This is a genomic window from Paenibacillus agilis, from assembly GCF_007786455.1.
GTDB classification, from domain to species: Bacteria; Bacillota; Bacilli; order Paenibacillales; family Paenibacillaceae; genus Paenibacillus_B; species Paenibacillus_B agilis.
Window position 1 is genome coordinate 1 of the sequence record NZ_VNJK01000010.1, and the last position, 25,680, is coordinate 25,680.

The 25,680-nt window shown below is 44.5% G+C and carries 43 protein-coding genes; 2 read left to right on the forward strand and 41 right to left on the reverse strand.

Annotated features, from left to right (window positions below):
* Positions 1–404: 404 nt before the first annotated feature.
* Positions 405–629: a hypothetical protein gene (locus FPZ44_RS25870; RefSeq protein ID WP_028595167.1), complete on the reverse strand. Its 225-nt coding sequence runs from the start codon at positions 627–629 to the stop codon at positions 405–407.
* 196 nt (positions 630–825) lie between these two features.
* On the reverse strand, positions 826–1,443 hold the full coding sequence (locus FPZ44_RS25875; protein WP_144995495.1) for a stage II sporulation protein M: 618 nt from the start codon (positions 1,441–1,443) through the stop codon (positions 826–828).
* Between the two features lie 173 nt (positions 1,444–1,616).
* On the opposite strand from FPZ44_RS25875, the gene pdaB reads away from it, so the two are divergent.
* Positions 1,617–2,432 (forward strand): polysaccharide deacetylase family sporulation protein PdaB, encoded by an 816-nt coding sequence (gene pdaB / locus FPZ44_RS25880; protein ID WP_144995497.1) that lies wholly within the window; start codon positions 1,617–1,619, stop codon positions 2,430–2,432.
* Positions 2,433–2,470: 38 nt separating this feature from the next.
* Here the strand turns inward: pdaB and FPZ44_RS25885 are convergent, their stop codons facing one another.
* A complete protein-coding gene (locus tag FPZ44_RS25885) occupies positions 2,471–3,115 on the reverse strand; it encodes a KinB-signaling pathway activation protein (RefSeq protein ID WP_144995499.1) in 645 nt (214 codons plus the stop codon).
* A 151-nt stretch (positions 3,116–3,266) separates the two neighbouring features.
* On the opposite strand from FPZ44_RS25885, the gene gerD reads away from it, so the two are divergent.
* Positions 3,267–3,959: a spore germination lipoprotein GerD gene (gerD, locus tag FPZ44_RS25890; protein WP_144995501.1), complete on the forward strand. Its 693-nt coding sequence runs from the start codon at positions 3,267–3,269 to the stop codon at positions 3,957–3,959.
* 111 nt (positions 3,960–4,070) lie between these two features.
* On the opposite strand, the gene FPZ44_RS25895 is transcribed toward gerD, so the two are convergent.
* The 38 genes from FPZ44_RS25895 to rpsJ form a co-directional block, all read right to left on the reverse strand.
* Complete coding sequence (locus FPZ44_RS25895) at positions 4,071–5,222, reverse strand: Mrp/NBP35 family ATP-binding protein (RefSeq protein WP_144995503.1); 1,152 nt, start codon at positions 5,220–5,222, stop codon at positions 4,071–4,073.
* Positions 5,223–5,296: 74 nt separating this feature from the next.
* Positions 5,297–6,007, reverse strand: a complete 711-nt coding sequence (cwlD, locus tag FPZ44_RS25900) for an N-acetylmuramoyl-L-alanine amidase CwlD (protein WP_144995604.1) — start codon at positions 6,005–6,007, stop codon at positions 5,297–5,299.
* Between the two features lie 162 nt (positions 6,008–6,169).
* Positions 6,170–7,342 (reverse strand): sulfate adenylyltransferase, encoded by a 1,173-nt coding sequence (sat, locus tag FPZ44_RS25905; protein WP_144995505.1) that lies wholly within the window; start codon positions 7,340–7,342, stop codon positions 6,170–6,172.
* A gap of 38 nt (positions 7,343–7,380) precedes the next feature.
* Entirely contained in the window at positions 7,381–8,073 is a 693-nt protein-coding gene (locus FPZ44_RS25910; protein ID WP_144995507.1) for a phosphoadenylyl-sulfate reductase, read from the reverse strand.
* 303 nt (positions 8,074–8,376) lie between these two features.
* Positions 8,377–8,769, reverse strand: coding sequence for a 30S ribosomal protein S9 (rpsI, locus tag FPZ44_RS25915; protein WP_144995509.1), 393 nt, complete (start codon positions 8,767–8,769; stop codon positions 8,377–8,379).
* Between the two features lie 20 nt (positions 8,770–8,789).
* On the reverse strand, positions 8,790–9,227 hold the full coding sequence (gene rplM, locus FPZ44_RS25920) for a 50S ribosomal protein L13 (protein ID WP_144995511.1): 438 nt from the start codon (positions 9,225–9,227) through the stop codon (positions 8,790–8,792).
* Between the two features lie 197 nt (positions 9,228–9,424).
* Positions 9,425–10,201, reverse strand: coding sequence for a tRNA pseudouridine(38-40) synthase TruA (gene truA, locus FPZ44_RS25925; protein ID WP_144995513.1), 777 nt, complete (start codon positions 10,199–10,201; stop codon positions 9,425–9,427).
* A 109-nt stretch (positions 10,202–10,310) separates the two neighbouring features.
* Entirely contained in the window at positions 10,311–10,676 is a 366-nt protein-coding gene (gene rplQ / locus FPZ44_RS25930) for a 50S ribosomal protein L17 (RefSeq protein ID WP_028595155.1), read from the reverse strand.
* A 31-nt stretch (positions 10,677–10,707) separates the two neighbouring features.
* Entirely contained in the window at positions 10,708–11,652 is a 945-nt protein-coding gene (locus FPZ44_RS25935) for a DNA-directed RNA polymerase subunit alpha (RefSeq protein ID WP_028595154.1), read from the reverse strand.
* A 136-nt stretch (positions 11,653–11,788) separates the two neighbouring features.
* Positions 11,789–12,184 carry a 30S ribosomal protein S11 gene (gene rpsK, locus FPZ44_RS25940; RefSeq protein ID WP_028595153.1) on the reverse strand — a complete coding sequence of 132 codons (396 nt, stop codon included), beginning with the start codon at positions 12,182–12,184 and terminating at the stop codon, positions 11,789–11,791.
* A 16-nt stretch (positions 12,185–12,200) separates the two neighbouring features.
* Positions 12,201–12,569 (reverse strand): 30S ribosomal protein S13, encoded by a 369-nt coding sequence (gene rpsM, locus FPZ44_RS25945; RefSeq protein ID WP_028595152.1) that lies wholly within the window; start codon positions 12,567–12,569, stop codon positions 12,201–12,203.
* 20 nt (positions 12,570–12,589) lie between these two features.
* Complete coding sequence (rpmJ, locus tag FPZ44_RS25950; RefSeq protein ID WP_003333770.1) at positions 12,590–12,703, reverse strand: 50S ribosomal protein L36; 114 nt, start codon at positions 12,701–12,703, stop codon at positions 12,590–12,592.
* Between the two features lie 107 nt (positions 12,704–12,810).
* Entirely contained in the window at positions 12,811–13,026 is a 216-nt protein-coding gene (gene infA / locus FPZ44_RS25955; RefSeq protein ID WP_006676514.1) for a translation initiation factor IF-1, read from the reverse strand.
* A gap of 14 nt (positions 13,027–13,040) precedes the next feature.
* On the reverse strand, positions 13,041–13,340 hold the full coding sequence (locus FPZ44_RS25960; RefSeq protein WP_144995515.1) for a KOW domain-containing RNA-binding protein: 300 nt from the start codon (positions 13,338–13,340) through the stop codon (positions 13,041–13,043).
* Between the two features lie 8 nt (positions 13,341–13,348).
* Entirely contained in the window at positions 13,349–14,101 is a 753-nt protein-coding gene (map, locus tag FPZ44_RS25965) for a type I methionyl aminopeptidase (protein ID WP_144995517.1), read from the reverse strand.
* Between the two features lie 4 nt (positions 14,102–14,105).
* Positions 14,106–14,750 carry an adenylate kinase gene (locus FPZ44_RS25970; RefSeq protein ID WP_144995520.1) on the reverse strand — a complete coding sequence of 215 codons (645 nt, stop codon included), beginning with the start codon at positions 14,748–14,750 and terminating at the stop codon, positions 14,106–14,108.
* A 132-nt stretch (positions 14,751–14,882) separates the two neighbouring features.
* Positions 14,883–16,181: a preprotein translocase subunit SecY gene (secY, locus tag FPZ44_RS25975; RefSeq protein WP_144995522.1), complete on the reverse strand. Its 1,299-nt coding sequence runs from the start codon at positions 16,179–16,181 to the stop codon at positions 14,883–14,885.
* A complete protein-coding gene (gene rplO / locus FPZ44_RS25980) occupies positions 16,181–16,621 on the reverse strand; it encodes a 50S ribosomal protein L15 (RefSeq protein ID WP_144995524.1) in 441 nt (146 codons plus the stop codon). Before rplO ends, secY begins: the two co-directional genes overlap by 1 nt.
* 91 nt (positions 16,622–16,712) lie before the next feature.
* A complete protein-coding gene (gene rpmD, locus FPZ44_RS25985; protein WP_144995526.1) occupies positions 16,713–16,898 on the reverse strand; it encodes a 50S ribosomal protein L30 in 186 nt (61 codons plus the stop codon).
* Between the two features lie 13 nt (positions 16,899–16,911).
* Positions 16,912–17,409, reverse strand: a complete 498-nt coding sequence (gene rpsE / locus FPZ44_RS25990; protein WP_144995528.1) for a 30S ribosomal protein S5 — start codon at positions 17,407–17,409, stop codon at positions 16,912–16,914.
* Between the two features lie 27 nt (positions 17,410–17,436).
* Entirely contained in the window at positions 17,437–17,805 is a 369-nt protein-coding gene (gene rplR / locus FPZ44_RS25995) for a 50S ribosomal protein L18 (RefSeq protein WP_144995530.1), read from the reverse strand.
* Between the two features lie 63 nt (positions 17,806–17,868).
* Positions 17,869–18,411 (reverse strand): 50S ribosomal protein L6, encoded by a 543-nt coding sequence (rplF, locus tag FPZ44_RS26000; RefSeq protein WP_144995532.1) that lies wholly within the window; start codon positions 18,409–18,411, stop codon positions 17,869–17,871.
* 33 nt (positions 18,412–18,444) lie between these two features.
* Positions 18,445–18,843: a 30S ribosomal protein S8 gene (rpsH, locus tag FPZ44_RS26005; RefSeq protein WP_144995535.1), complete on the reverse strand. Its 399-nt coding sequence runs from the start codon at positions 18,841–18,843 to the stop codon at positions 18,445–18,447.
* A gap of 32 nt (positions 18,844–18,875) precedes the next feature.
* The gene (locus FPZ44_RS26010; RefSeq protein ID WP_028595141.1) at positions 18,876–19,061 is read right to left on the reverse strand and encodes a type Z 30S ribosomal protein S14; all 186 of its coding nucleotides are present in this window, start codon (positions 19,059–19,061) and stop codon (positions 18,876–18,878) included.
* A 95-nt stretch (positions 19,062–19,156) separates the two neighbouring features.
* Entirely contained in the window at positions 19,157–19,699 is a 543-nt protein-coding gene (gene rplE, locus FPZ44_RS26015) for a 50S ribosomal protein L5 (protein ID WP_144995537.1), read from the reverse strand.
* A gap of 26 nt (positions 19,700–19,725) precedes the next feature.
* Complete coding sequence (gene rplX / locus FPZ44_RS26020; RefSeq protein ID WP_084509214.1) at positions 19,726–20,076, reverse strand: 50S ribosomal protein L24; 351 nt, start codon at positions 20,074–20,076, stop codon at positions 19,726–19,728.
* A gap of 40 nt (positions 20,077–20,116) precedes the next feature.
* Positions 20,117–20,485 carry a 50S ribosomal protein L14 gene (gene rplN / locus FPZ44_RS26025; RefSeq protein ID WP_028595138.1) on the reverse strand — a complete coding sequence of 123 codons (369 nt, stop codon included), beginning with the start codon at positions 20,483–20,485 and terminating at the stop codon, positions 20,117–20,119.
* A gap of 35 nt (positions 20,486–20,520) precedes the next feature.
* A complete protein-coding gene (gene rpsQ / locus FPZ44_RS26030) occupies positions 20,521–20,787 on the reverse strand; it encodes a 30S ribosomal protein S17 (RefSeq protein WP_144995539.1) in 267 nt (88 codons plus the stop codon).
* Between the two features lie 61 nt (positions 20,788–20,848).
* Complete coding sequence (gene rpmC / locus FPZ44_RS26035; protein ID WP_028595136.1) at positions 20,849–21,049, reverse strand: 50S ribosomal protein L29; 201 nt, start codon at positions 21,047–21,049, stop codon at positions 20,849–20,851.
* Entirely contained in the window at positions 21,039–21,473 is a 435-nt protein-coding gene (gene rplP, locus FPZ44_RS26040) for a 50S ribosomal protein L16 (RefSeq protein ID WP_028595135.1), read from the reverse strand. Before rplP ends, rpmC begins: the two co-directional genes overlap by 11 nt.
* A gap of 2 nt (positions 21,474–21,475) precedes the next feature.
* Positions 21,476–22,141 (reverse strand): 30S ribosomal protein S3, encoded by a 666-nt coding sequence (rpsC, locus tag FPZ44_RS26045; protein WP_028595134.1) that lies wholly within the window; start codon positions 22,139–22,141, stop codon positions 21,476–21,478.
* Positions 22,142–22,154: 13 nt separating this feature from the next.
* The gene (gene rplV, locus FPZ44_RS26050; protein WP_028595133.1) at positions 22,155–22,487 is read right to left on the reverse strand and encodes a 50S ribosomal protein L22; all 333 of its coding nucleotides are present in this window, start codon (positions 22,485–22,487) and stop codon (positions 22,155–22,157) included.
* A 34-nt stretch (positions 22,488–22,521) separates the two neighbouring features.
* Positions 22,522–22,797 (reverse strand): 30S ribosomal protein S19, encoded by a 276-nt coding sequence (rpsS, locus tag FPZ44_RS26055; protein WP_028595132.1) that lies wholly within the window; start codon positions 22,795–22,797, stop codon positions 22,522–22,524.
* Positions 22,798–22,868: 71 nt separating this feature from the next.
* Entirely contained in the window at positions 22,869–23,699 is an 831-nt protein-coding gene (gene rplB, locus FPZ44_RS26060; protein ID WP_144995541.1) for a 50S ribosomal protein L2, read from the reverse strand.
* A gap of 33 nt (positions 23,700–23,732) precedes the next feature.
* Positions 23,733–24,023, reverse strand: coding sequence for a 50S ribosomal protein L23 (gene rplW, locus FPZ44_RS26065; protein ID WP_028595130.1), 291 nt, complete (start codon positions 24,021–24,023; stop codon positions 23,733–23,735).
* Positions 24,023–24,646: a 50S ribosomal protein L4 gene (gene rplD, locus FPZ44_RS26070; RefSeq protein WP_144995543.1), complete on the reverse strand. Its 624-nt coding sequence runs from the start codon at positions 24,644–24,646 to the stop codon at positions 24,023–24,025. Before rplD ends, rplW begins: the two co-directional genes overlap by 1 nt.
* Before the next feature lie 25 nt (positions 24,647–24,671).
* Positions 24,672–25,295, reverse strand: a complete 624-nt coding sequence (rplC, locus tag FPZ44_RS26075; protein ID WP_144995545.1) for a 50S ribosomal protein L3 — start codon at positions 25,293–25,295, stop codon at positions 24,672–24,674.
* 47 nt (positions 25,296–25,342) lie between these two features.
* On the reverse strand, positions 25,343–25,651 hold the full coding sequence (gene rpsJ / locus FPZ44_RS26080; RefSeq protein WP_028595127.1) for a 30S ribosomal protein S10: 309 nt from the start codon (positions 25,649–25,651) through the stop codon (positions 25,343–25,345).
* Positions 25,652–25,680: the final 29 nt, after the last annotated feature.

Genomic DNA, 25,680 nt, shown 5'->3' on the forward strand with positions numbered 1-25,680 from the left:
CTGAGCCAGGATCAAACTCTCCATAAAAGTGTTTGACTTGCTCATTTGTAATGCTGACGAAATTCATTGCTGAATTTCTTATATCAAACGTTTCACTCGTTGTTCAGTTTTCAAAGAACAATTTCGCTCAGATCACTTATCTTTCGACTCATTTTCTTTCGCTCTCGTCCGCCGTGTTTCTCAGCGGCGACTCTTATAATATATCATTTCGTTTCTTTTATGTCAACAACTTTTTTTAAGTTTTTTCAAAAGTTGTTTTTCGACTTGTTTGAAACTTGATGACTTGTCCCTCTCACGAACAATGTCGTTCAGAAGGGAACAAAAAATAATTTATCATAAATGCCAACCCGCGTCAATCATTTGATACAGTCCACTTTATGGTAATTTAAAGAGAGGTATTCATTTCACATTGGGATGATACGATGGTTCCTTACGTAACGAGATAAATCCTTAGGCGTAGCTATACGAGCATACATTCGAAATACCGTTCTGTATCTATTAGCAATAGCTCTTCTTACTTCTTTATCTAGACGGTTATCACCTAGATCAAGCAGCATTTCATCAAGTTCCTTTCTAAGCATATACCCCAGTTCCTTGCATTCCTTTTCGTTGAATAAGAATCCTAGCACAAACGTTATCCTCCTCTGACAACAACTAAAACATTTCTCTTATGTTGGAACAAAAGCGGCCCTAATCCCTTATCTAAGGATTGCGTTACCTTAGATAAGTGATGGACCGCTTTACTGTTATGCACAAATTCGCATCATTTTATCACATAATCATCTGAATAAAATTATCTTTCTTCTCAAGACCACACTATTTCATCTAAATGCTTGAGCGATAAAGCTCCATAATCCACAATGTCACTGTACTTTCGATTAAAGCTGCCACAAGCAGTATAATCGTAATCCACACTGCAGCTGCCCCTGTTTTCTTCGACCATTCCTTGATCGTCATCCCGCTACCGCGTTTAGAGCGTGTCATTCGCTGAATAGCCAACACCCCAAATCGAATACCGAAGGCAGCAGCTATTATGATAGCTGGCAATTCTAATATACCATGAGGAAGTATTCCCACAGTAAACTGCATAAAGACGTTCAATCCTTCGCGGTGCATATCAAAGAATAAATACCCCAATACCATTCCATTCACTACTAAAAGATATAGTGGGAATATTCCGAACACGATACCAGAGAACATAACGAGTACGGCTTTGATAGCATTATTGAAAAATATAAATATAAACAACGTCACAATAGGATTGGCAGATTGGTGTAATGATTTTGCTATTTCCCCAAGCTGGGATATCTGGCTGTCTAAAAACTCGTGGAATCCTGTCCACATCCATCCCACCATTATACTTCCAACGAATAAAAAGGCTGAAAACAAGATATACCCTTTTATCTCACCTAACGTTCGTACAAACGAGCGCCAACTTAACACATCCATTCACTCCTTCATGTCGTAAACTCACAATATAACCCGCTCCGGGATATGATTGTTTGTCATATCTATGTATAACTCAAGCATACAGTGTATTAAACAAGCGTGACAAGCCATGCAAGTACTTGAGTTCACGCATCATAGCATCGTTATATGAGAGGAGCGCACGCTGCATGAACAGTTTTTATGTGATTAGCGGAAAAAAGGTAAAGCGCATCTTCTTCATCATCGTCGCCGCGTTGTTTGCAGCCGGTGTCGTCGTGGTGGAGAGCGACAACATCACAGTCTTCTCCGAAGGTAGTCCTTCAGCCATCTATAGTGTTCCTACCGATAAAAAAGTTGTAGCACTAACGTTTGATATTAGCTGGGGAGAAACTCGAGCACAACCTATACTTGATATTTTAACTGAGAAGAAGCTTGAGAAGGCCACGTTCTTCTTATCTTCCCCTTGGAGCAAAACTCATCCTGAGATTGTAAGAAAAATGGTTGATGCCGGCTATGAAATAGGCAGTCATGGTCACAAGCACGTAAATTACAGCAGTCTAAACGATGAAGAAATCAAAAAGCAAATTAGTACAGCACATACCATTTTAAGCGAGCTCACGGGTAAACAACCTAACCTGATCCGCTTACCTAACGGCGACTTCGATAAACGAGTGCTTAAAATAGCGAATCAAATGAATTATAAAGTAATCCAATGGGATACCGATTCTCAAGATTGGAAAAATCCTGGCGTGGATACGATTGTAAAACGTGTTGTGGATCGTGCCCATAATGGCGATATTATTTTGCTCCATGCCAGTGATTCGTGCAAACAAACTCATCTTGCCCTCCCGGCCATTATTGATCAGCTTAGAGCAAAGGGCTATGAGTTCGTTACCGTATCAGAACTTATCCAACAAACAGAGATGAATAATAAAGCGATTCAAGACACTAGCATCCAGCCCGTGCAACCTCAACCGCATATTCATGATGCCGCTGGAGCGTAAGTTTCCAACATCAATAATAAAGAGCTGACCACTATTGGTCAGCTCTTTACTGTTTTTGCAGCGAATCCCGCTTCTTGGGGCAATTCCATCTTGTTCTTTCCTATTCTTCCTTCCAATACTCGTGAAAGGATAAGAATTTGATAAGCATTGCATGCTACTAATGGGATAAACAAGAACCAAGTCGCAATTGGACTCATGTTCAATGCAAACGTCATTTCAATTGTCGTTCCAACAATCATATAAAACAAAGTGGGAATCAATGCTGATGACGTTGTTATTTTCATTTTTACAATCGCAATCCCTACGGAAAACACGAGTAAGGTTAAACCTAATACAACATCTTGGATCAAATCCCGCTCTTGTCCAAGTAAAGTACGTAAAAACATGACATCCAATAAAACGATGACCGTAAGAACAACTTGTATATACGGCCACGCTCGTCTAAACATTCCATTTGCAAGCAAATTAAGAGTCAAATAAGCAAAAAAGCCCATCTGCGCAAATACACTAATTGTAAAGCCACTTAAAATAAGCTGAAAAATGTTCATTAGTACATCTGCAGGACCTCTAAGATTGGACAATTCCTGTTGATAAAGCTGCATGGACAAGCCTGTTATCAACATAACTGCCCCACCCAGACAAAGTGTCGTCCAGAATAAGTAAGACCATTTTTTTAAATTCAAGCTGCTCCACCTCCGCAATATTCATATTTTACCAGCGTTATCAGCAAAAGACTATCGTTATCGAACATAATTCATAATTTTTTCCCCATACTACATGAAGGTGCTTCTGTAACCGATCCCTACTGACAGCACGTTGAAAGGAGACCTGTACATGCGATCCGGATTTATTCGACTTGGTATAGCTTGTATTGTACTTATGCTTGTCGCTACATCATGCAGTCAAGAGCCACAATCATCAGGAAATAAAGTGGAGTATAAAGAGCTAAAGTCGATGGTTGTAGATATTTTAAAGACGGAAGAAGGACAAAAAGCAATTGAATCTGCTCAATCCGGCGGCGGAAGTTCCATGCAGATGAAAACATTGAATACCCAACAGGAGGAACAAATCCGACTTGCCGTTAAAGACACACTCGTGTCCCCTGATTACGAAAAGGTAATTGAAAAGATTATGAAGGACCCTAAGTTTGCCGGGGAGTTCGCTAAAACCATCAGTAAAGAAGACAAACAAATTCATAAGGATTTAATTAAAGACCCTACTTATCAAAAAGCTGTAGGCGATATTTTGAAATCACCTGATCTCATGAATGCTTATTTGGAAGTTACAAAATCACCTGAATACCGTAAACAATTAATGGCTTTAATGAAAGATGCGATGAATAGTCCATTATTTAAACTAGAGGTAATGGATATGATGACAAAAGCAGTAAAAGAAGAGCTCCAGCCTAAAGAGAATAAAAAAGAAAAAGGTGGTGAAGGCGGAGTTAGTGAGAAAGAAGATAGTGGCTCAAGTGAAGGAGACGGCTCTGACAGTGGTGGAGGCGGAGGTCAAAAAGGTGGGCAATAACTCTGGGTACGATTTTCTTTGTACTACTTACTTCTACAGGATGACAAAAGCGGACCCATATTGGTCCGCTTCTTTATATAAGTTGCGCTATTCACTTAGTCAATTAGTCAACTAAGATACAACACCATTATCAATTAAACGCTGTGCCAATTCATTGTATAATTGCCCAATTGGATGTGACTCACGATATACAGAAGGTGAGAAATCCGGCTCCGAAGGATGGTTCTCTGGCGCCCCTAATGGAATCTGAGCTAGCAGAGACGTGTGCAGCGCCTCGGCTAATTTACCGCCACCGCCACGACCGAATACATATTGCTTATCCCCACATGCTCCACACTCTAGGTAAGCCATATTTTCAACAACACCAATGATTTCATGCTTCGTCGTTATTGCCATAGCCCCTGCTCTTGCCGCTACAAACGCAGCCGTGGAATGTGGCGTTGTTACGATAATTTCCTTCGTTTGCGGAATCATCTGATGAATATCTAATGCGATATCTCCTGTACCTGGTGGTAAGTCGATAAGCACAACATCAAGCTCTCCCCAATTAACTTCTTGGAAGAAGTTGCGCAGCATCTTGCCTAACATAGGTCCCCGCCAAACGATTGGACTGTTATCTTCTACAAAAAAGCCCATCGACATTACTTTAACACCAAAGCGTTCGATCGGAATGACTTGTTCGTCTTGAATAACGGGTCTGTCTTCAATCCCCATCATATCAGGTACACTGAAGCCGTAAATGTCGGCGTCTATGATACCAACCTTCTTACCTTGTCTTGCTAGTGCAACAGCTAAATTTACAGTGACAGTAGATTTCCCCACTCCCCCTTTGCCGCTTGCTACACCAATAAATGCAACGTTCGAGGAAGGCGATAGTAATGGACTAAGCACTTCTAGACCAGCTCCGTGCCCTTGAGGGGTAGATTGTCCGGAATTTGAACCACGTTCAGCATTCCCCTGACTCGCAGATCCAGCAGTAGTCCGATGACCCAAGCCAGCAGCCGTCATCTCTTGATCAGATGCTAAACGAATTCGCACATGAACATCCGCAACTCCACCGCTGACTAGCTTTGATTTAATTTGCGCTGTCAATTCATCACGTATAGAATCGCTAGCCCCATCCGGTGCCAGTATAATCGTAAGTGCCACTTGCTCAGGTTTGACCATAATATCCCGTATCCATTGCAGCTCAATAAGGTCTTTTCCTGATATCGGTTCTTGCAATCCATGCAACAGGTCTAAGCATTGTTCTCTTGTTATCATAAGATGCACCTCGTCTCTATGCGCTCAAATGCTTGTGCGATGTTTCCTTCATCCTCATTTATTATAGCACACCGTTAATCTTTACCAAGCTTTTCTCCTGATAAATAACGAAGAATTCCTTTATAAATGGAAGCGGATACTTTGCGCTGATATGCACTGTCCGCCAACATCCTGGACTCATCCGGATGAGAAAGAAAGCCAACCTCCACAAGTGCAGTAGGTACATTTACAGACTTGAGCAAATACAGCCCTCTATCATCCGATTTTGCCACACGTTCTGTATTTTCTAAATTGCGACGTATTTCTGCTTGTATAAACTTAGCCAACGCTTCATTATCTGGAACATGGTTTGAATAAAACGTCTGGGCCCCCCGCCAACGATTCGAAGTGATACTATTCATATGAACTGAAATAAATACGTCTGCCTTCTTCTTCTCTACAAAAGCTACTCTGCGCTGTAAATCCTCGGACTTTCTTTTCGCCATTTTCTTCGTACTTTGATCGGCAAGGTCGTGGTCAGCCTCTCTCGTCAAATAAACAACAGCTCCTGCTTGCTGTAGGTAATCCCGCAAATATAAAGCAATTAACAGATTAATATCCTTCTCGATAATCCCCTGTTTGCTTACTGCGCCTCCATCTGCTCCTCCATGCCCAGCATCAATAGCAATCACTTTACCTGACAATGGAAGCGACCATTGATTCCAACTTTTCTTGGACGGCGCCTCAGAGATTAGCAATCCAATAACCAATACAAATAGGCCCAAACAAATAAACCATTGTTTCATTGAACCCAGATTAATAGATAAAAAACGCGTTCTCCGCGGTTTATTGTTGTCGTTCCACACGAAAAAGCCCACCTCCGCTCCAATAGCATCTCTAATCACTATATGGGCAGTGGTGGACAAATATACTACGCATGTCCTTCGGTTATTTTCGATATTAATTCCTTATACGGTTGTTGGTTCTATAGCCATGCCTTCAATAAGTATTTTCGCAACCTCAGGACGTGAGAATTCTGGTGGCGGGCAAATACCATCTCGCAGTAAGGCACGAACCTTGGTTCCTGACAGAGTTAAATGATCTTCTTTGCCATGTGGGCATGTTTTGTTTGATGCCATGTTGCCGCATTTCGTACAGAAGAAGCTGTGTTCAAAAAATAATGGAGAAATACCAAGCTCACTCGCTTCAAAGTTCTTGAATATCTCTTGAGCTTCGTACGTTCCATAGTAATCACCTACTCCTGCGTGATCACGACCTACAATAAAGTGAGTACAGCCGTAGTTTTTGCGAACAATCGCATGGAATATCGCTTCACGTGGACCCGCATAACGCATAGCCGCTGGGAATACACCAAGGAATGTACGATCTTTAGGATAGTAACCTTCTAGCAAAGCAACGTAGCTCTTCATGCGAACATCTGCAGGGACATCATCTGACTTCGTTTCACCAACAAGCGGGTTAAGGAACAATGCATCTACGATTTCCATTGCACTTTTCTGAATATATTCATGTGCACGATGCACCGGGTTACGAGTTTGGAAACCAACTACTGTACGCCAGCCTCGTTCTGCAAATAGCCTGCGCGTTTCTGCTGGGTCAAAATAATACTCTTGAAAACGATCGGGTTGGGGGCGCTCAAGCAGGCGTATGCTTCCGCCAACATACGTATTAGGACGTTCAAATAATTTTTGTACACCAGGATGTTCACTATCATCTGTCTTAAATACCTGTACAGCTTCATGCTTCTGATCAACTGTATAAATGGACTCTACTTGAATAGAGCCATATGTGATACCGTCCTCTTCACCAACTAGAGCAGCGATCTTACCAACTGATAGAAGCTTAACTGTATTGGCATCAACCGCAAGCGTAATCGGAATGCTCCATACCGTACCATCAGCAAGTCTCATGCGATCTACAACACTGCGATAATCCCCTTCATTGAGAAAGCCTGTTAGAGGAGAAAATGCACCTACACCGATTAAATCAAGATCAGATATGGTCCAACGGTTTATCGGAATGACTGGAGCGTGTTGTAATTGCGTTAGAAGTGCCTCTCGTTCTGTATTAGATACACGAAGATCCACTAATGATCCTCCATGTGCAGGTATTGCTGTCATGCTTCTATTCCTCCCTACTTTTTTTATAACGTATCGTATTACTTATGCAATCCACACTCTACCTTGCCTGTTCCTGACCAACGTCCTGCACGAGGATCCTCGCCAGGCATAACTTGTCTTGTGCAATGAGAGCAGCCGATACTCGGATAGTGATTGTCATGAAGTGGGTTGTAAATAATATTATTATTACGGATATATGCCCACACATCTTCCCAAGTCCAATGTGCAATAGGATTGAACTTTACAAGGCCAAATTTCGTATCATATTCGATTTTTTTAGCATTAGCACGAGTAGGTGCTTGATCACGGCGAATACCAGTAATCCATGCATCGTATTTGCTTAATATTTGTGTTAAAGGTTCTACTTTACGGATGTTGCAGCATTTGTTGGGATCACTCTTCCATAATTCAGCTCCAAACTGCTCATCTTGTTGTTCTGGAGTAATTGCTGGTGCTGCACGTACAAATTCTAAGTTGTAATGAGATTGTATTTGGTCGCGAGTGTGGTAGGTCTCTTCGAAGTGAAAGTCTGTATCGAGGTAAAAAATATCAGTTGAAGGACTAATCTTCTGTACCATATCAACCAGAACGACATCTTCTGCCCCAAAGCTGCATGCAAACGTTATATTCGGAAACGTTTCTATTGCCCACCGAATGATTTCTTCAGGGCTAGACGTTTCAAATAACTCAGCCTTCTCAGCTATTAAAGCTTCTTTCTCCAATAAGTTCATTACCGCATCCTCCACCATCTTTAAATTCCTAGTATTTAGGTGTGTTTTATATACTTAATAAGTATAGTTTGATTTTAAGCAAAGTCAATCCATTTTTTGACTAATTGAGGCGTTTTAGCTATAACTTTTTCTTATTTTGGGTTAAAGGGCTTGTTCGTGATAACGAATAAACTTGATTTGGCCTTGGGATCCACGAGTGATCATGCTCTTGAAGGGGAAGATCATTGGGGTTTGATTTAAAGTATGCAAAAAACCTCTTCTGTGTAAACACAGAAGAGGTTTGATACCCATTGTAATCCAATATTAACGTTTGGAGAACTGAGGTGCGCGACGAGCTGCTTTAAGACCGTATTTTTTACGCTCTTTCATACGAGGGTCACGAGTCAAGAATCCAGCTTTCTTCAAAGCAGGACGAAGTTCTGGGTCTGCTTTAAGCAATGCACGGGAAATACCGTGACGAATTGCGCCTGCTTGACCAGAGATACCACCACCATGAGCCAATACCAAAACATCGTATTTGCCGATTGTTTCTGTAAGGTTCAATGGTTGCTTGACGATAAGTTTCAATGTTTCCAAACCGAAGTATTCATTAAGGTCACGCTTGTTGATTGCGATGCGGCCTTCACCTGGTATTAGGCGAACGCGCGCTACGGAATGCTTACGACGACCTGTCCCATAGTATTGTACTTGTGCCATGAAACTGTCCTCCCTTTTATTTATCCGCGAAGTTCGTAAACTTCTGGTTGTTGTGCTTGATGTGGATGAGCTGCGCCAGCATATGCTTTAACGCGAAGCTTCATTTTGTTACCCATGCGAGTCTTAGGAAGCATTCCTTGAACAGCAAGTTCAAGCATACGCTCAGGCTTCTTAGCAAGCATTTCGTGAGCTGGAGTCACTTTCAAACCACCGGAGTAGAGGGAGTGACTGTAGTAATTTTTGTTTTGCAGTTTCTTACCTGTCAAAACAATTTTCTCAGCATTGATGATGACTACGAAGTCGCCACCGTCAACATGAGGTGTGAATGTTGGCTTGTGCTTACCGCGGATAAGTGCCGCAGCTTCAGTAGCAAGACGACCAAGCGTCTTACCTTCAGCGTCGATAACGAACCATTTACGCTCTACTTCAGCTGGTTTCGCCATGTATGTTGTACGCATGAAACATCCTCCTAACAAGTTCATTGTTCGCTTTAATTCAAAAACCGTATATATCGTTCAATCTGTTACATTTAAATGTTAGCTGTTGCATTAGCGCATTTCTTTATTGGGGGCCGTGGGAAGCCATAAAGAAACACAAATCTTATTTTACAATACAAAGCTCGAATTTGCAAGTCGTTTTTGTTCTTTATAAAGTTTTAGATTCGTTCTTCCCCATCATATTCGACACTCCACAGCAATAAACCATGTGCTACGGCCATTGGCCCTGCAGCATCACGATGATGAGTCTTCATAATAGCTGGAATATCCTCAGGACGTAGTTTGCCTTCCCCAACCCACATCATCGTCCCTGCGATAATTCGCACCATATTATATAAGAATCCGTTACCTTTTAAGAACAAATGAATCCGACCACGGCCAGCTTCATCACTTCCTGCATGCTCGACTTCCACCCATGAGCGAAATATCGTGCGAACATTGGATTGCTTCGTTGACTTCGGCGATGTAAAAGATGTAAAGTCATGCTCACCTTCTAAATAAGCTATTCCTCTCCGCATTGCCTCGATATCAAGTGGACGCGGATGATGGAACTCATATAAACGTCGGAATAAGTCCGGGTTACGTTCTGCTAGAATGGTGTAACGATACGTCTTTACCTTCGCCGAATAACGAGCATGGAAGTCCAACGGTGCCTCCCAAGCTTCCTGAACGACAATGTCATTAGGCAGCCTAGAATTCATCGCCAGTACCCAGCGTTCGATCGGAATAGCGGATGTCGTATGAAAGTTGAACACTTGTCCCCTAGCATGTACACCCGCATCCGTACGCCCAGATGCCGATATCGTAATTTGATCGCTCGTAAGCTTCGTAATCGCTGCTTCGATTCGTCCTTGAACCGTGTCTTGATCAGGCTGTCTTTGAAAGCCGCTATATGCAGTACCATCATAAGACACAGTCATTCCGATATTTCGCATACTTCCCTCCGGTCTACGATATACACAAAAAGAAAAGCTCCTCGAGGGAGCCTTCTTCCACGCTGCTCATGCTGCGTTATTGCGCTATATCATATGCATCTTACCGCTATTAAGCGCGGTCAACTAGTTCCAAGTAAACCATTGGCGCGGAATCGCCACGGCGAGGACCCAATTTCATGATGCGCGTATAACCGCCTGGACGCTCAGCATAACGAGGTGCCAAATCCGAGAATAGTTTCTGGATTGCATCTTTCTCGCCATCTACAGTCTCACGACGAACGAATGCAGCCACTTGACGGCGTGCATGCAAGTCACCACGCTTCGCCAACGTGATAAGTTTCTCAGCGATAGAACGAACTTCTTTCGCTTTAGCTTCCGTTGTTTGAATGCGCTCGTACAAGAACAGATCAGTTACCAAGTCGCGGAACAACGCTTTACGAGCGCTGGAATCACGACCCAACTTTTGGTATGCCATATGTTTCCCCTCCTTCTAAGCCAAGTCCCGATTAATCTTCCATGCGAAGGCCTAATCCTAATTCTTCAAGCTTCTCTTGAACTTCTTCCAAAGACTTGCGGCCCAAGTTGCGGACTTTCATCATGTCTTCTTCCGTCTTCGTAATTAGCTCTTGAACAGTATTAATGCCTGCACGTTTCAAGCAGTTATAGGAACGAACAGAGAGATCAAGCTCTTCGATAGTCATCTCAAGCACTTTCTCTTTCTTATCTTCCTCTTTTTCAACCATGATTTCCGCATCTTTCGCTTCGTCCGTCAATCCTACGAAGAGCATCAAATGCTCTGTAAGAATTTTCGCACCAAGACTAACTGCTTCTTCTGGTTGAGTGCTTCCGTCTGTCCATACTTCAAGCGTAAGCTTGTCGTAGTTCGTCACTTGTCCTACACGCGTATTCTCTACACTGTAATTTACACGAGAGATTGGTGTGTAGATCGAGTCAACAGGAATGACACCAATAGGTTGATCTTCATTCTTGTTGCGATCTGCAAGGACAAAGCCACGGCCACGATTCGCATAAATACGCATATGGAGACGGGAGCCTTGTGACAATGTAGCAATGCGAAGATCCGGGTTCAAAATTTCCACATCGCTATCCGCGCGAATATCTCCGGCAGTAATTACCCCTTCACCTTCAGCATCGATTTCGAGAATTTTCTCTTCATCGGAGTGAATTTTGAGTGAAAGGGACTTCAGGTTCAAAATAACCTCTGTTACGTCTTCATAGACACCAGGGATTGTAGAGAACTCATGAAGTACGCCGTCAATTTGCACAGAAGTCACTGCCGCACCTGGCAAGGAAGAAAGCAAGATACGGCGCAGGGAATTCCCAAGTGTCGTACCGTAGCCACGTTCAAGCGGCTCGACTACGAACTTACCGTAAGTACCTTCTTCATTGACATCAACGGTTTCAATCTTCGGCTTTTCGATCTCAATCACTATATAACCCTCCTTCAAAACGTCGCTGGCGTTAAACCATTAAACACCTACGGTCGGTCGATTCATGCAGTATGCCTAAACAACCATTATTCCCAACAGGCGTCATTATAAACGACACGTTAGCCACACACGTAAATTATACGCGGCGACGTTTTGGCGGACGGCAGCCATTGTGAGGAACTGGAGTTACGTCTTTGATCATGCTAACTTCCAACCCTGCAGCTTGCAAGGAACGGATGGCAGCTTCACGGCCTGCGCCTGGGCCTTTAACCGATACTTCTACCGTCTTCATACCATGTTCCATAGCTGCTTTAGCAGCTGATTCTGCAGCCATTTGTGCAGCAAACGGTGTGGATTTACGCGAACCGCGGTATCCAAGACCACCGGAGCTTGCCCAAGAAATTGCGTTGCCGTGTGTATCCGTGATTGTTACGATCGTATTGTTGAACGTAGAACGAATGTGTGCCACACCAGCTTCAATATTTTTACGGTCACGACGTTTTGTACGTACGACTTTTTTTGGTTTAGCCATTGCTACTTATCCCTCCTTACTTCTTCTTATTTGCTACCGTACGACGAGGGCCTTTGCGTGTACGAGCATTAGTTTTCGTGCGTTGACCACGAACAGGCAATCCACGACGATGGCGAACACCACGGTAACATCCGATATCAACCAGACGCTTGATGTTCAAAGAAATTTCACGACGAAGGTCACCCTCAACCTTAACCGTTTTATCAATTGTTTCACGAATAGCGTTTACTTCGTCTTCTGTAAGATCACGAACACGCGTATTAGCATTCACACCAGTTGCTGCGATTACTTTTTGAGATGTTGTCTTTCCGATACCGAAAATGTATGTCAAGGCGATCTCAACGCGTTTATCACGTGGCAAGTCTACACCAGCTATACGAGCCATTTACGCTACACCCCCTTCAATTATCCTTGTTTTTGTTTGTGTTTCGGATTTTCACAAATTACCATAACGTTACCTTTGCGACGAATGACTTTGCATTTCTCGCAAATGGGCTTAACAGAAGGTCTTACCTTCATGCTGAATACCTCCCAGTCCTTAAGTTGCACGCGTAGAACCGTCTCGCATGCAGTCTGTTGGTTTGCAAGTGCATTGCAAGCGCTCCTTGAAGCTCCGAGTGCTAGTGCTACTTACGATATGTGATGCGACCTTTGCTCAAATCGTATGGCGATAGCTGTACGACCACTTTGTCCCCCGTCAGGATACGGATAAAGTGCATCCGCAGCTTTCCAGAAACATGGGCAAGAATCTGATGTCCGTTCTCTAACTCAACTCGAAATGTCGCGTTTGGCAACGGCTCGATGACCGTTCCTTCTACTTCAATCACATCTTCCTTGGCCAACGTGATTCTCCTTTCTATTCCGCATTTGCTTCATTCAACTGCTCCGCATACTTCTGAATGACGTAGCGAAGCTTGCTGTTTGTAACCCGTCCGCTTTCGTTTAAACTCTGGACAACTTCGCGGCTTATATCCTTCTGCAACTCCAGATGAAGCAGGTTTTTACGTTTCGGTTGTTCAAACTTGCGTTTGTCCCCGTCCGCGATAAAGACAAATCGCTCAGGCTCCAAGCCAACGATGATAGCGAGCTTGCCGGCGTCTCTGCCTTGAGCCACTTTGACAAACTGCCCGATCTGCGGGTTCAGAATATTATTCATCCCCTCACCTACTCTTGCAATCTCGTCAAAATTTCGCAACCGTCCGGTGTTACTGCAACTGTATGCTCAAAGTGAGCACACCATGTTCCATCCACCGTCACGACCGTCCAGTTATCCGCAAGTGTTTTCACATAACGCTCACCAATAACGACCATCGGCTCAATCGCGAGTACCATACCCGGCTTGAGTCGAGGCCCACGGTTCGGGCTACCGTAGTTCGGAATCTGTGGTTCTTCATGAAGACTCGCACCGATTCCATGCCCGACGTACTCACGTACGACGGAAAAACCTGCATCTTCAATGACACGTTGTATGGCATGAGAAATAGTGTACAACCGTTCATCTGGTCGAACTAGCTCCAAACCAGCGTAGAGAGAACGTTCTGTAACGTCCAGCAATCTCTGCGCTTCTTCAGAAATCTGTCCAACACCATATGTCCAAGCTGAGTCACCATGGTACCCACGATACTCTGCGCCGATGTCGATGCTGATGATGTCGCCTTCGTTTAATACGCGGTTACCAGGAATACCGTGCACCAGCTCTTCATTGACTGATGCGCAAATGCTTCCAGAGAACCCGTTGTATCCCTTGAAAGAAGGAGATGCTCCTTGGCTGCGAATGAATTGTTCCGCGATAGCATCAAGCTCCCGAGTCGTAATGCCCGGCTTGATCGATTGGGCCATAAGACGATGCGTTTCCGCAACGATTCTCCCTGCTTCTCTCATAAAGCCTAATTCCACTTCGGACTTACAAATGATCATTCGTTTAACCTCGCAGTAAAGATACGACTTCAGACGTCACCGTATCAATTTCCTTCTCCCCGTCAACATCACGCAACAAGCCTTTGTCACCGTAATAGTTAAGCAAAGGGGCTGTCTTGTTGATATATTCATCCAAGCGTGTGCCAACTTTCTCTTCGGAATCATCCGAACGTTGGTATAGCTCACCCTGGCACTTATCACAGACACCTACTTGTTGTGGCGGGTTAAAAATGACATGGTACGTCGCGCCGCAAGACTTGCAAATGCGTCTGCCTGTGAGACGTGCCAGTAATAATTCACGGTCAACGCTCAGGTTGATGACATGGTCCAATTTGCGACCTAGTGTTCCTAACATGTCGTCCAAAGCTTCAGCTTGAGCCAACGTGCGTGGGAAACCGTCCAATAAGAACCCTTTCTCACAGTCCGGCTGAGCGAGACGCTCTCGCACAATCCCGACTGTAACGTCATCAGGAACGAGCAGACCTTGATCAATGTATTCCTTTGCCTTTAAGCCGATGGGCGTTTCCTCGCGCATTGCTGCACGAAACGCATCGCCTGTGGAGATATGAGGAATACCGAACTCCGTTACAATGCGTTCAGCCTGCGTCCCTTTACCTGCCCCAGGAGGCCCCATGAATAGAATGTTCATCGAATGTCACTCCCTTTTTGGTAAGCATAGGCTTAACTTTCGTCGGAAGTGTATGCTTTCGATGGCATTCGTTAAGCCTCTGCTTTACAAGAAACAGCACAATAGGTGCCGACCTAAGTCAGTACCTATTGCCTATTTATTGATAAAACCTTTGTAGTGGCGTTTAATCAACTGGCTTTCAACCTGTTTCATCGTATCAAGCGCTACGCCGACAACGATAAGAAACGACGTTCCACCAAGCTGTACTTCACGCGGGAAGCCTGCAAGTGATCCAAGGAACACTGGTAATACTGCAATTAGAGCCAAGAAGATGGCACCAGAAAGAGTAATACGAGACATCACTCGTGTCAAGTAAGTAGCTGTAGCTTTACCCGGGCGAATGCCTGGAATATAGCCACCGTTCTTTTTCATTTGATCCGCCATTTGCTGTGGATTCAATTGAACGAACGTGTAGAAGAACGTGAAACCGATAATAAGCAGAACGAAAATGGTCATACCAAGCGGCTTATCAGAAGACGTATTGTTAATGATCCATTGAGCCCATGCTTTATCAGCCCAGAACTGAGCGATTACTGTTGGGAACATTAGTAATGAAGAAGCGAAGATTACTGGGATAACCCCTGCACCATTCACTTTAAGTGGAATGTGCGTATTCTGGCCTCCATACATTTTGTTTCCAACAACACGCTTCGCATATTGTACCGGAATCTTACGAGATCCTTGCTGGATGAAAATAACCGCTACAATAATTAGCAAGATCACAATTGCAACAATGACCATTTTAAGAATGCCAAGGAACAGTTGTCCATCACCGTTAACAAATTGTGATTCATACATCTTCCCGAGAAGTGTTGGAATACCAGCCACTATACCCGCAAAGATGATAATGGATATACCGTTGCCAATACCTTTCTCAGTGATTTGCTCACCGAGCCACATGAGAAATGCGGTACCAGCTGTCAAAACAATGGCGATCACTACGTAATCCGTCATGGTCGCGTTTGGTATCATCTGCATTCCGTACATTCTATTGAAACCAACAGCCGTACCGATTGCTTGGATTAAACCTAAGATTATTGTTCCATAACGCGTAAACTGAGCAATTTTACGTTTACCAACTTCGCCTTCTTTCGCCCATTGTGCAAACTTCGGAACCACGTCCATGGAAAGAAGCTGCATGATGATCGATGCCGTGATGTATGGAAAGATACTCATTGCAAAGATGGAAAATTGGAACAACGCACCGCCGGAGAAAGTATTCAGCAAGCTAAATAATTCTGTTCCAGCGGTGTTGCTTTGAAAGACCGATGGATCAACGCCGGGAACCGGAATAAAGGACCCGACGCGATAGATGATAAGGACACCAAGAGTAAACAAAATCTTGCTTCTCAGATCCCCTATTCGCCATATATTCGATACGGTCTTAAACATTAGATCACCTCGGATTTACCGCCGGCAGCCTCGATCTTCTCTACCGCAGATTGAGAGAACTTGTTAGCTTTAACCGTAAGCTTAACAGACAAGTCACCAGTACCCAAGATCTTGATTCCGCTCAATGGGTTCTTGATGATACCTTGCTCCATAAGCAATTCCGGAGTTACTTCAGTTCCTGCTTCGAAACGGTTCAAGTCCGCTACGTTCAACACAGCATACTCTTTACGAGTTGGATTCGTAAATCCACGCTTAGGCAAACGACGGTACAATGGGTTTTGTCCGCCCTCAAAGCCTGGACGAACACCACCACCGGAACGAGCATTTTGACCTTTGTGACCGCGACCTGCTGTCTTACCGTTACCGGAAGCGATACCACGTCCGCGACGGAAGCCATCCTTACGGGAGCCAGGTGCTGGAGAAAGTTCATGCAAATTCATCGTTCGTTGCACCTCCTTAAATATTTATACTGTTATATATCAATCGAGTGTTCGATCGTAATTCATTTGTTGAAATTGATTGTTTCAAAGCTTACGCTTCGATTTCTTTAACTTCAACCAAGTGAGTCACTTGTTTTACCATGCCGCGAATCGCAGGGCTGTCGTTCTGAACAACCGTCTGGTTCAGCTTGCGTAGGCCCAAAGTGTTCACCGTCTTACGGTGAGTTTCCGGGCGACCGATCAGACTGCGAACGAGGGTAATTTGCAATTTAGCCATTGTCGTCCCCTCCTTATCCTAACAGTTCCTCTACGGATTTGCCACGAAGCTTAGCTACTTGCTCTACAGTTTTCAAACGAGACAAACCTTCAAGCGTAGCGTTTACCATGTTCATGGAGTTTGAAGAACCTAGGGACTTCGTCAAGATGTCGCCTACACCAGCCAACTCCAACACAGCACGAACCGGGCCACCAGCAATAACTCCTGTACCTTCAGAAGCTGGTTTAAGAAGAACTTTACCAGCGCCGAAGTGACCAATTACTTGGTGAGGAATTGTTGTGCCAACGAAAGGAACATGAATTAGATTTTTCTTAGCGTCTTCGATACCTTTGCGGATTGCGTCTGGTACTTCGGATGCTTTACCGATTCCTACGCCAACCCAGCCTTTGCCGTCGCCGACAACGACAAGTGCGCTAAAGCTGAAACGACGTCCGCCTTTTACAACTTTAGAAACGCGGTTAATTTGAACAACTTTTTCAGATATTTCTAACGTGTTTGGATCAACTCGCAAGTCGTTAACCTCCTTTTGTTAAAATTCTTAGAACTCAAGACCAGCTTCACGAGCTGCGTCTGCCAATGCTTGAATACGTCCATGGTACAAGTAGCCACCGCGGTCGAATACCACATTTGTTTGGCCTTGCTCTTTAGCACGTTTTGCAATCAATTCGCCAACTTTAGCTGCCGCTTCTACGCTGCCGCCGTTTTTGATTTGATCACGCAATTCTTTGTCCATTGTCGAAGCGGAAGCAACAGTTACGCCCTTCACATCGTCGATCAATTGAGCGTAGATATGCTTAGAGGAACGGAATACGTTCAAACGTGGACGTGCAGTCGTTCCTTGAATTTTCTTACGCACACGAAGGTGACGTTTCAAACGAGCTTTGTTCTTATCGCCTTTTGTGATCATCGTTGTTTTCACTCCCTTCAGTTTAGCCATTAAGCTACAGAGGTAAGCGAGCTAGGCAAGATCTTACTTCTTCTTGCCTGCTTTACCTTCTTTACGCAGAATGCGTTCGCCTTGGTACTTGATACCTTTGCCTTTGTAAGGCTCTGGTGCACGTACAGCGCGAATTTTTGCAGCATACTCACCAACACGCTCTTTGTTAATACCTTTAACAATGATTTGTGTTTGAGTTGGTACTTCGAACTCAATACCAGCTTCTGGAGTGATCTCAACTGGGTGAGAGTATCCAACGTTTAGTACGAGCTTGTCACCAGTTTTGTTTGCACGATATCCGACACCAACTAGCTCCAAAGTTTTGGAGTAGCCTTCCGTTACGCCGTTGATCATGTTGCTGATGACGCTGCGAGTTGTTCCGTGAAGGGAACGGTGAAGTTTATGTTCAGAAGGACGAGTAACGTTAATCACGTTCTCTTCAAGAGATACTTGAATATCTTTATGAAGTTCACGAGTCAACGATCCTTTCGGTCCTTTAACCGTAATCACGCTATTGTCCAGAGTAACTGTTACCTCACCTGGAACGTTAATTGGTTTGCGACCAATACGAGACATGTGTTGTTGCACCTCCTATCATTATGCAGTAAATTACCAAACGTAGCAGATCACTTCGCCACCAGATTTGGATTGACGAGCTTCTTTGTCCGTCAAAACGCCTTTGGATGTCGAGATGATTGCGATTCCGAGACCGCCAAGTACACGAGGTACCTCGTTAGACTTCGTGTAAACGCGTAGACCTGGTTTAGAGATACGCTTCAAACCAGTGATGACACGCTCTTGGTTTTGACCATATTTCAAGAAAATACGGATGATCCCTTGTTTGTTGTCATCAATGTATTCTGCATCACGGATAAAGCCTTCACGCTTCAGGATTTCAGCGATTTGCTTCTTCATCGTAGAAGCAGGCATTTCCACTGTTTCATGACGTACTGTGTTAGCATTGCGAATGCGAGTTAGCATATCAGCAATTGGATCAGACATAACCATTAGTGTAAACCTCCTTCCCGCAACAGGGTTGATTACCAGCTAGCTTTTTTAACGCCAGGAATCTGGCCTTTATGTGCCAATTCGCGGAAACAAATTCGGCAAATTTTGAACTTACGCAATACAGAATGCGGACGACCGCAACGCTCACAACGAGTGTATGCGCGTACTTGGAACTTCGGCTTGCGTTGCTGTTTAACAACCATCGAAGTTTTTGCCACGTGTTGACACCTCCTATGAACTTTGTCGTGACATCATGGTCACCGGACAAATTCATGTCCTAATTTTATTCATCAAATGATGAGTTAGACCGACCTTACTTCACGAAAGGCATGCCGAGTTGCGTCAACAATTCACGGGACTCTTCGTCAGTCTTCGCTGTAGTAACGATGACGATATCCATACCGCGTGCTTTATCAACTTTATCGTACTCGATCTCAGGGAAGATCAATTGATCTTTAAGACCAAGCGTGTAGTTACCACGACCGTCAAACGCTTTGTTCGAAATTCCGCGGAAGTCACGAACACGTGGAAGCGTTACGTTGAACAATTTGTCCAAGAAGTGGTACATACGCTCACCGCGCAATGTAACCTTAACACCGATCGGCATTCCTTCACGAAGCTTGAAGCCTGCGATAGACTTTTTAGCACGTGTAATAACTGGCTTTTGACCAGCAATCAGTTGCAATTCAGCTACAGCTGTGTCCAGTACTTTGGAGTTCTGAACAGCTTCACCCATACCCATGTTGATAACAACTTTATCAACTTTAGGTACTTGCATGACTGTTGTATAGTTGAACTTCTGCATAAGAGCAGGAGTAATGTCGTTCAAATAACGTTCTTTCATACGAGCTGCCATTGTAAATGGACCTCCTTTCCTAGCAATTAGTCGATAATAGCGCCGGAACGTTTAGCTACGCGCACTTTTTTACCGTTCTCTACTTTGTAACCGATGCGCGTTACTTTACCGGACTTTGGATCCACGTGCATCACGTTGGAAGCGTGGATAGCAGCCTCTTGCTCAATAATACCGCCTTGTGGGTTCTTTTGGTTAGGCTTCTGGTGCTTCTTCACCATGTTTACGCCTTCTACAAGAACGCGGTTTTGACGAGGGAATGCTGCGATGACGCGGCCTTTTTTACCTTTATCTTTACCTGTGATAACGATGACCGTGTCGTCTTTTTTCACGTGCAATTTATTATTATGCGACTCGAGAATCTTCTTCAATCGTGGCATGTGTTACACCTCCTGAGTCTTGCCAGGCAGGCAAGTTGATTTAGATAACTTCCGGAGCCAAGGAAACGATCTTCATGAAATCTTTCTCGCGAAGTTCACGAGCAACAGGTCCGAAGATACGCGTTCCGCGTGGTCCCTTATCTTCCTTAACGATAACCGCTGCGTTCTCATCGAAAGCGATGTAAGAACCGTCTTTACGACGTACCGAACGTTTTGTACGAACGATAACTGCCTTAACTACGTCACCCTTTTTGACAACGCCACCTGGTGTTGCTTGTTTCACGGAGCATACGATTAGGTCACCGATGTGTCCTACACGACGTCCCGTACCACCCAACACACGGATACACATCAATTCTTTCGCACCAGAGTTATCTGCTACTTTCAAACGTGTAAATGGTTGAATCATTCTGATTTCCTCCTTTCGGTAGAGCTACCCGGACATTAAACGATTACTGCTTTTTCAACGATCTCCACGAGTCTCCAGCGCTTGTCTTTAGACAGCGGACGAGTCTCCATGACTTTTACAGTATCGCCGATTTTAGCTTCATTGTTTTCGTCGTGAGCTTTGAACTTTTCCGTATGTTTAATGCGTTTGTGGTACAAGTTATGCTTTTTGTACGTTTCAACCGCGATTACGATTGTTTTGTCCATTTTATCGCTGACAACTTTACCGATTTGCACTTTACGAGCATTACGTTGTTCACTCATCAGTGTATTGCCTCCTTCCTGGTTACAGGATGTCTATTTTCAGTCAAGACGTTGACTTCAATTAACTAGTGATCCCAAGTTCTCTTTCATGCAATACCGTTTTCGCACGAGCAATTGCTTTACGCACGTCACGGATACGAGTTGGGTTGTCAAGCTGTCCAGTAGCCAATTGGAAACGGAGGTTGAAAAGTTCTTCCTTGAATCCTGCAATCTTCTGTTCAAGTTCAGCAGTGGTCAAGTTGCGGAATTCACTAGCTTTCATTTGCTTCACCACCCAATTCTTCGCGTTTCACAAACTTAGTTTTGCAAGGCAGCTTGTGAGCAGCAAGGCGCATCGCTTCACGAGCGACTTCCTCAGGTACACCAGAAAGTTCGAACATAACTTTACCAGGCTTAACCACAGCTACCCATTTCTCAACATTACCTTTACCACTACCCATACGTACCTCTAGCGGCTTAGCCGTTATTGGTTTGTCTGGGAAGATTTTAATCCATACTTTACCACCACGCTTGATATAACGAGTCATCGCGATACGAGCGGACTCGATCTGACGGTTCGTAATCCAAGTTGGCTCAAGAGCTTGCAAACCGAATTCACCGAAGTGAACCGTTGTGCCGCCTTTAGCGCGACCTTTCAAGCTACCACGTTGTTGTTTACGATGTTTTACACGTTTAGGTACCAACATGATTAGTTGCCTCCTTCCTCAACAGCCTTTTTCTTAGCCGTAGGAAGTACCTCTCCACGATAAATCCATACTTTTACGCCGATACGGCCGTAAGTTGTATGAGCTTCCGCAGTTCCGTAGTCGATATCAGCGCGAAGCGTATGAAGTGGTACAGTTCCTTCGCTGTATCCTTCCGAACGAGCGATTTCAGCACCGCCCAGACGTCCGCTTACCGCAGTTTTAATTCCTTTTGCACCGGAACGCATAGTGCGTTGAATAGCTTGTTTAAGTGCACGACGGAAAGAAACGCGGCGCTCAAGTTGTTGAGCAATGCTCTCAGCAACAAGAATAGCGTCCAAATCTGGTGTTTTGATTTCCGAAATGTTGATGTGAACTTTTTTACCGTTAGCAATTTTAGTTACTTCACGGCGAAGTGCTTCAACTTCGGAACCGCCTTTACCGATTACCATACCCGGCTTAGCGGTGTGGATCGTAACGTTTACGCGGTTAGCTGCACGTTCGATCTCGATGCGCGATACTGCCGCATCTTTCAATTTATTTTTGAGGTATTCCCGGATTTTTACGTCTTCGATAAGTAATGTACCGAAATCTTTTTCAGCATACCACTTAGACTCCCAATCGCGGATAACACCCACTCGAAGTCCGACTGGATTTACCTTTTGACCCACACGTTTTCCCTCCTTATTTCTCAGATACTACTAGCGTAATGTGGCTAGTTTTCTTATTGATACGGCTTGCACGTCCCATTGCGCGAGGACGGAAACGTTTCAACGTAGGACCTTGGTTCACGAACGTTTGCTCAATAACGAGCTTGTTCACGTCCATAGAATAGTTGTGTTCTGCATTCGCAATAGCAGAGTTCAACAACTTCTCCACGATTGGAGATGCTGCTTTCGGCGTGTGACGCAGAATCGCGATTGCTTCGCCTACTTGCTTACCGCGGATCAAGTTAAGAACGATCTGAACTTTACGCGGAGCGATGCGAACCATATTCGCATGTGCTTTCGCTTGCATGGAAGTACCTCCCCTCAAGTGCTAGAATTCAGTATTAACGTCTTGTCTTTTTATCGTCGTCATGACCTTTGTACGTACGAGTTGGCGCGAATTCGCCAAGCTTGTGTCCGACCATATCTTCAGTTACGTACACCGGCACGTGTTTGCGACCGTCATAAACGCCGAATGTGTGACCAATGAATTGAGGGTAGATAGTAGAACGACGGGACCAAGTCTTAATAACGACTTTTTTACCGCTCTCGTTCATAACTTCAACCTTTTTCATTAGATGACCATCAATGAATGGCCCTTTTTTCAAACTGCGACCCATGTGTAAATCCTCCCTTCACGAAATCCGTTAATTTCGCTTATTACGCGGCTAATTTACTAACCAAACAAATATTACTTCGTACGACGACGAACGATGTATTTGTCGGAGTGCTTGCCTTTCTTGCGCGTCTTGTAACCAAGTGTCGGTTTGCCCCATGGAGACATAGGAGATTTACGACCGATTGGTGCACGACCTTCACCACCACCGTGTGGGTGATCAACAGGGTTCATTACAACACCACGTACGACTGGACGTTTGCCCAACCAACGAGAACGACCTGCTTTACCAACTTTGATGAGCTCATGGTCTTCGTTACCTACAGATCCGATTGTAGCGCGGCAAACTTTCAATACTTTACGAACTTCGCCAGAACCCAAACGAATTGTAACATAACGCTCTTCTTTACCAAGCAATTGAGCTTCCGTACCAGCTGCACGAACCAACTGACCGCCCTTGCCTGGTTTCAACTCGATGTTGTGGATAACTGTACCTACAGGAATGTTTTCAAGCGGCAATGCATTACCGATCTTGATATCAGCTTCTGGTCCAGAAACGATTACGTCTCCAACTTTCAAGCCTTTAGGAGCGATAATGTAACGCTTTTCACCATCCGCGTAGTTGATCAACGCGATGTTGGAAGTACGGTTTGGATCGTACTCGACTGTAGCAACGCGACCTGGAATGCCATCCTTGTTACGTTTGAAGTCGATAATACGATATTTACGCTTGTGTCCGCCGCCTTGGTGACGAACTGTGATTTTACCTTGGTTGTTACGACCTGCTTGTTTGCTAAGAGGCGCAAGCAACGATTTCTCCGGTGTGCTCGTTGTAATTTCTTCGAACGTAGATACGCTCATAGCACGACGAGCCGGGGATGTCGGTTTGTACTTTTTAATAGGCACTAGTTTTCCCTCCTAACTTTAAGAAATGTGTATTTATACCGTCTCAAAGAACTCAAGCGGTTTGCTGTCTGCAGTCAATGTTACGAAAGCTTTCTTCCATTCGGAAGTGTAACCGTTGTAACGACCATAGCGCTTAGGTTTAGCTGGAACACGCAACGTGTTCACACCTGCTACTTTAACTTTGAAGATTTGCTCGATAGCAGCTTTGATTTCCGTTTTGTTAGCACGGATATCAACTTCAAAGACATATTTCAAGTCGTCCATCATTTCAGCTGTACGCTCAGTGATGATTGGGCGCTTGATAATATCACGAGGGTTTTTCATTACGCGAACACCTCCTGTACCTTCGAAACCGCATCCTTAGTGATGATAAGCTTTTGATGGCGAAGAACGTCATAAACGTTTACTCCGTCAGCAGCTACCAATTTAACGGATGGGATGTTACGAGCGGACAAAGCAACGTTGTCGTTGTACTCAGGAAGCACAACTAGCGCTTTGCGGTCCACTTTCAAGTTGTTAAGCAATGCTTTGAATTCTTTCGTCTTCGGCGCATTGAATGCCAACTCGTCTAGAACGATGATTTGATTTTCCAACACTTTGGAAGAAAGTGCGGATTTGATCGCCAAACGACGAACTTTTTTAGGAAGCTTGTATGCATAGCTGCGTGGTGTTGGTCCGAAAACGACACCGCCGCCTTTCCATTGCGGCGCACGAATAGAACCTTGACGCGCACGACCAGTACCTTTTTGTTTCCATGGCTTACGGCCACCGCCGCGAACCTCGGAACGACCTTTAACTTTGTGCGTACCTTGACGCATGGATGCAAGTTGCATCACAACAGCATCATGAAGCACATGTTTGTTGGGTTCAATTCCGAATACACTGTCAGCAAGTTCAATCTCGCCAACTTGAGCACCGGAAATGTTGAATACTGCTACTTTAGGCATTCTGAGCTCCTCCTTTCCTCACCAATTACTTTTTAATTGCAGATTTAATGTTAATGAAGCTGTTTTTAGCACCAGGAATGGAGCCTTTAACGAGGATAACGTTACGTTCCGCATCCACTTTAACAACCTCAAGGTTTTGAATTGTAACTGTTTCTGCTCCCATGTGACCTGGAAGGCGTTTGCCTTTAGGTACGCGGTTCGCTTGAATGGAACCCATGGAACCAGGGCCACGATGGTAACGAGAACCGTGAGACATTGGTCCGCGGCTTTGTCCCCAGCGCTTGATTGTGCCGGTAAAGCCTTTACCTTTAGAAATACCTGTTACGTCAACGAACTCGCCTTCTGCGAAGAGATCAGCCTTCAATTCTTGGCCAACTTCGTATTGAGAAAGATCGATACCACGGTATTCCTTAATGTAGCGCTTAGGTGTTGTGTTTGCTTTTTTAGCGTGACCTTGTTCAGGCTTGTTAGCACGCTTTTCCTTTTTGTCAGCGAAGCCGACTTGGATTGCTTCGTAGCCGTCATTCTCAACGTCTTTCTTCTGAAGAACGACGCAAGGACCAGCTTCGATAACTGTAACTGGCAATACGTTACCTTCTGGGGTAAAGACTTGAGTCATGCCGAGTTTTTTTCCTAAGATACCTTTCATGTTGACACCTCTTTTCGTTTCCATGATCCGTTCATTTTAAGCTGTTATTACAGCTTGATTTCGATATCTACACCGGACGGTAGGTCTAGTCGCATAAGCGCATCAACCGTTTGCGGCGTTGGACTCACGATATCGATAAGGCGCTTATGAGTGCGCATTTCGAATTGCTCGCGAGAATCCTTGTACTTGTGCACCGCACGAAGAACCGTGATGATTTGCTTTTCCGTTGGCAACGGAATTGGACCGGACACTCCTGCACCGGAACGTTTCGCTGTTTCAACGATCTTCTCAGCGGATTGATCAAGAATTCTGTGGTCGTATGCTTTTAAGCGGATACGAATTTTTTGCTTTGCCATTGTATTCCCTCCTTTAATCGCCCAATTTT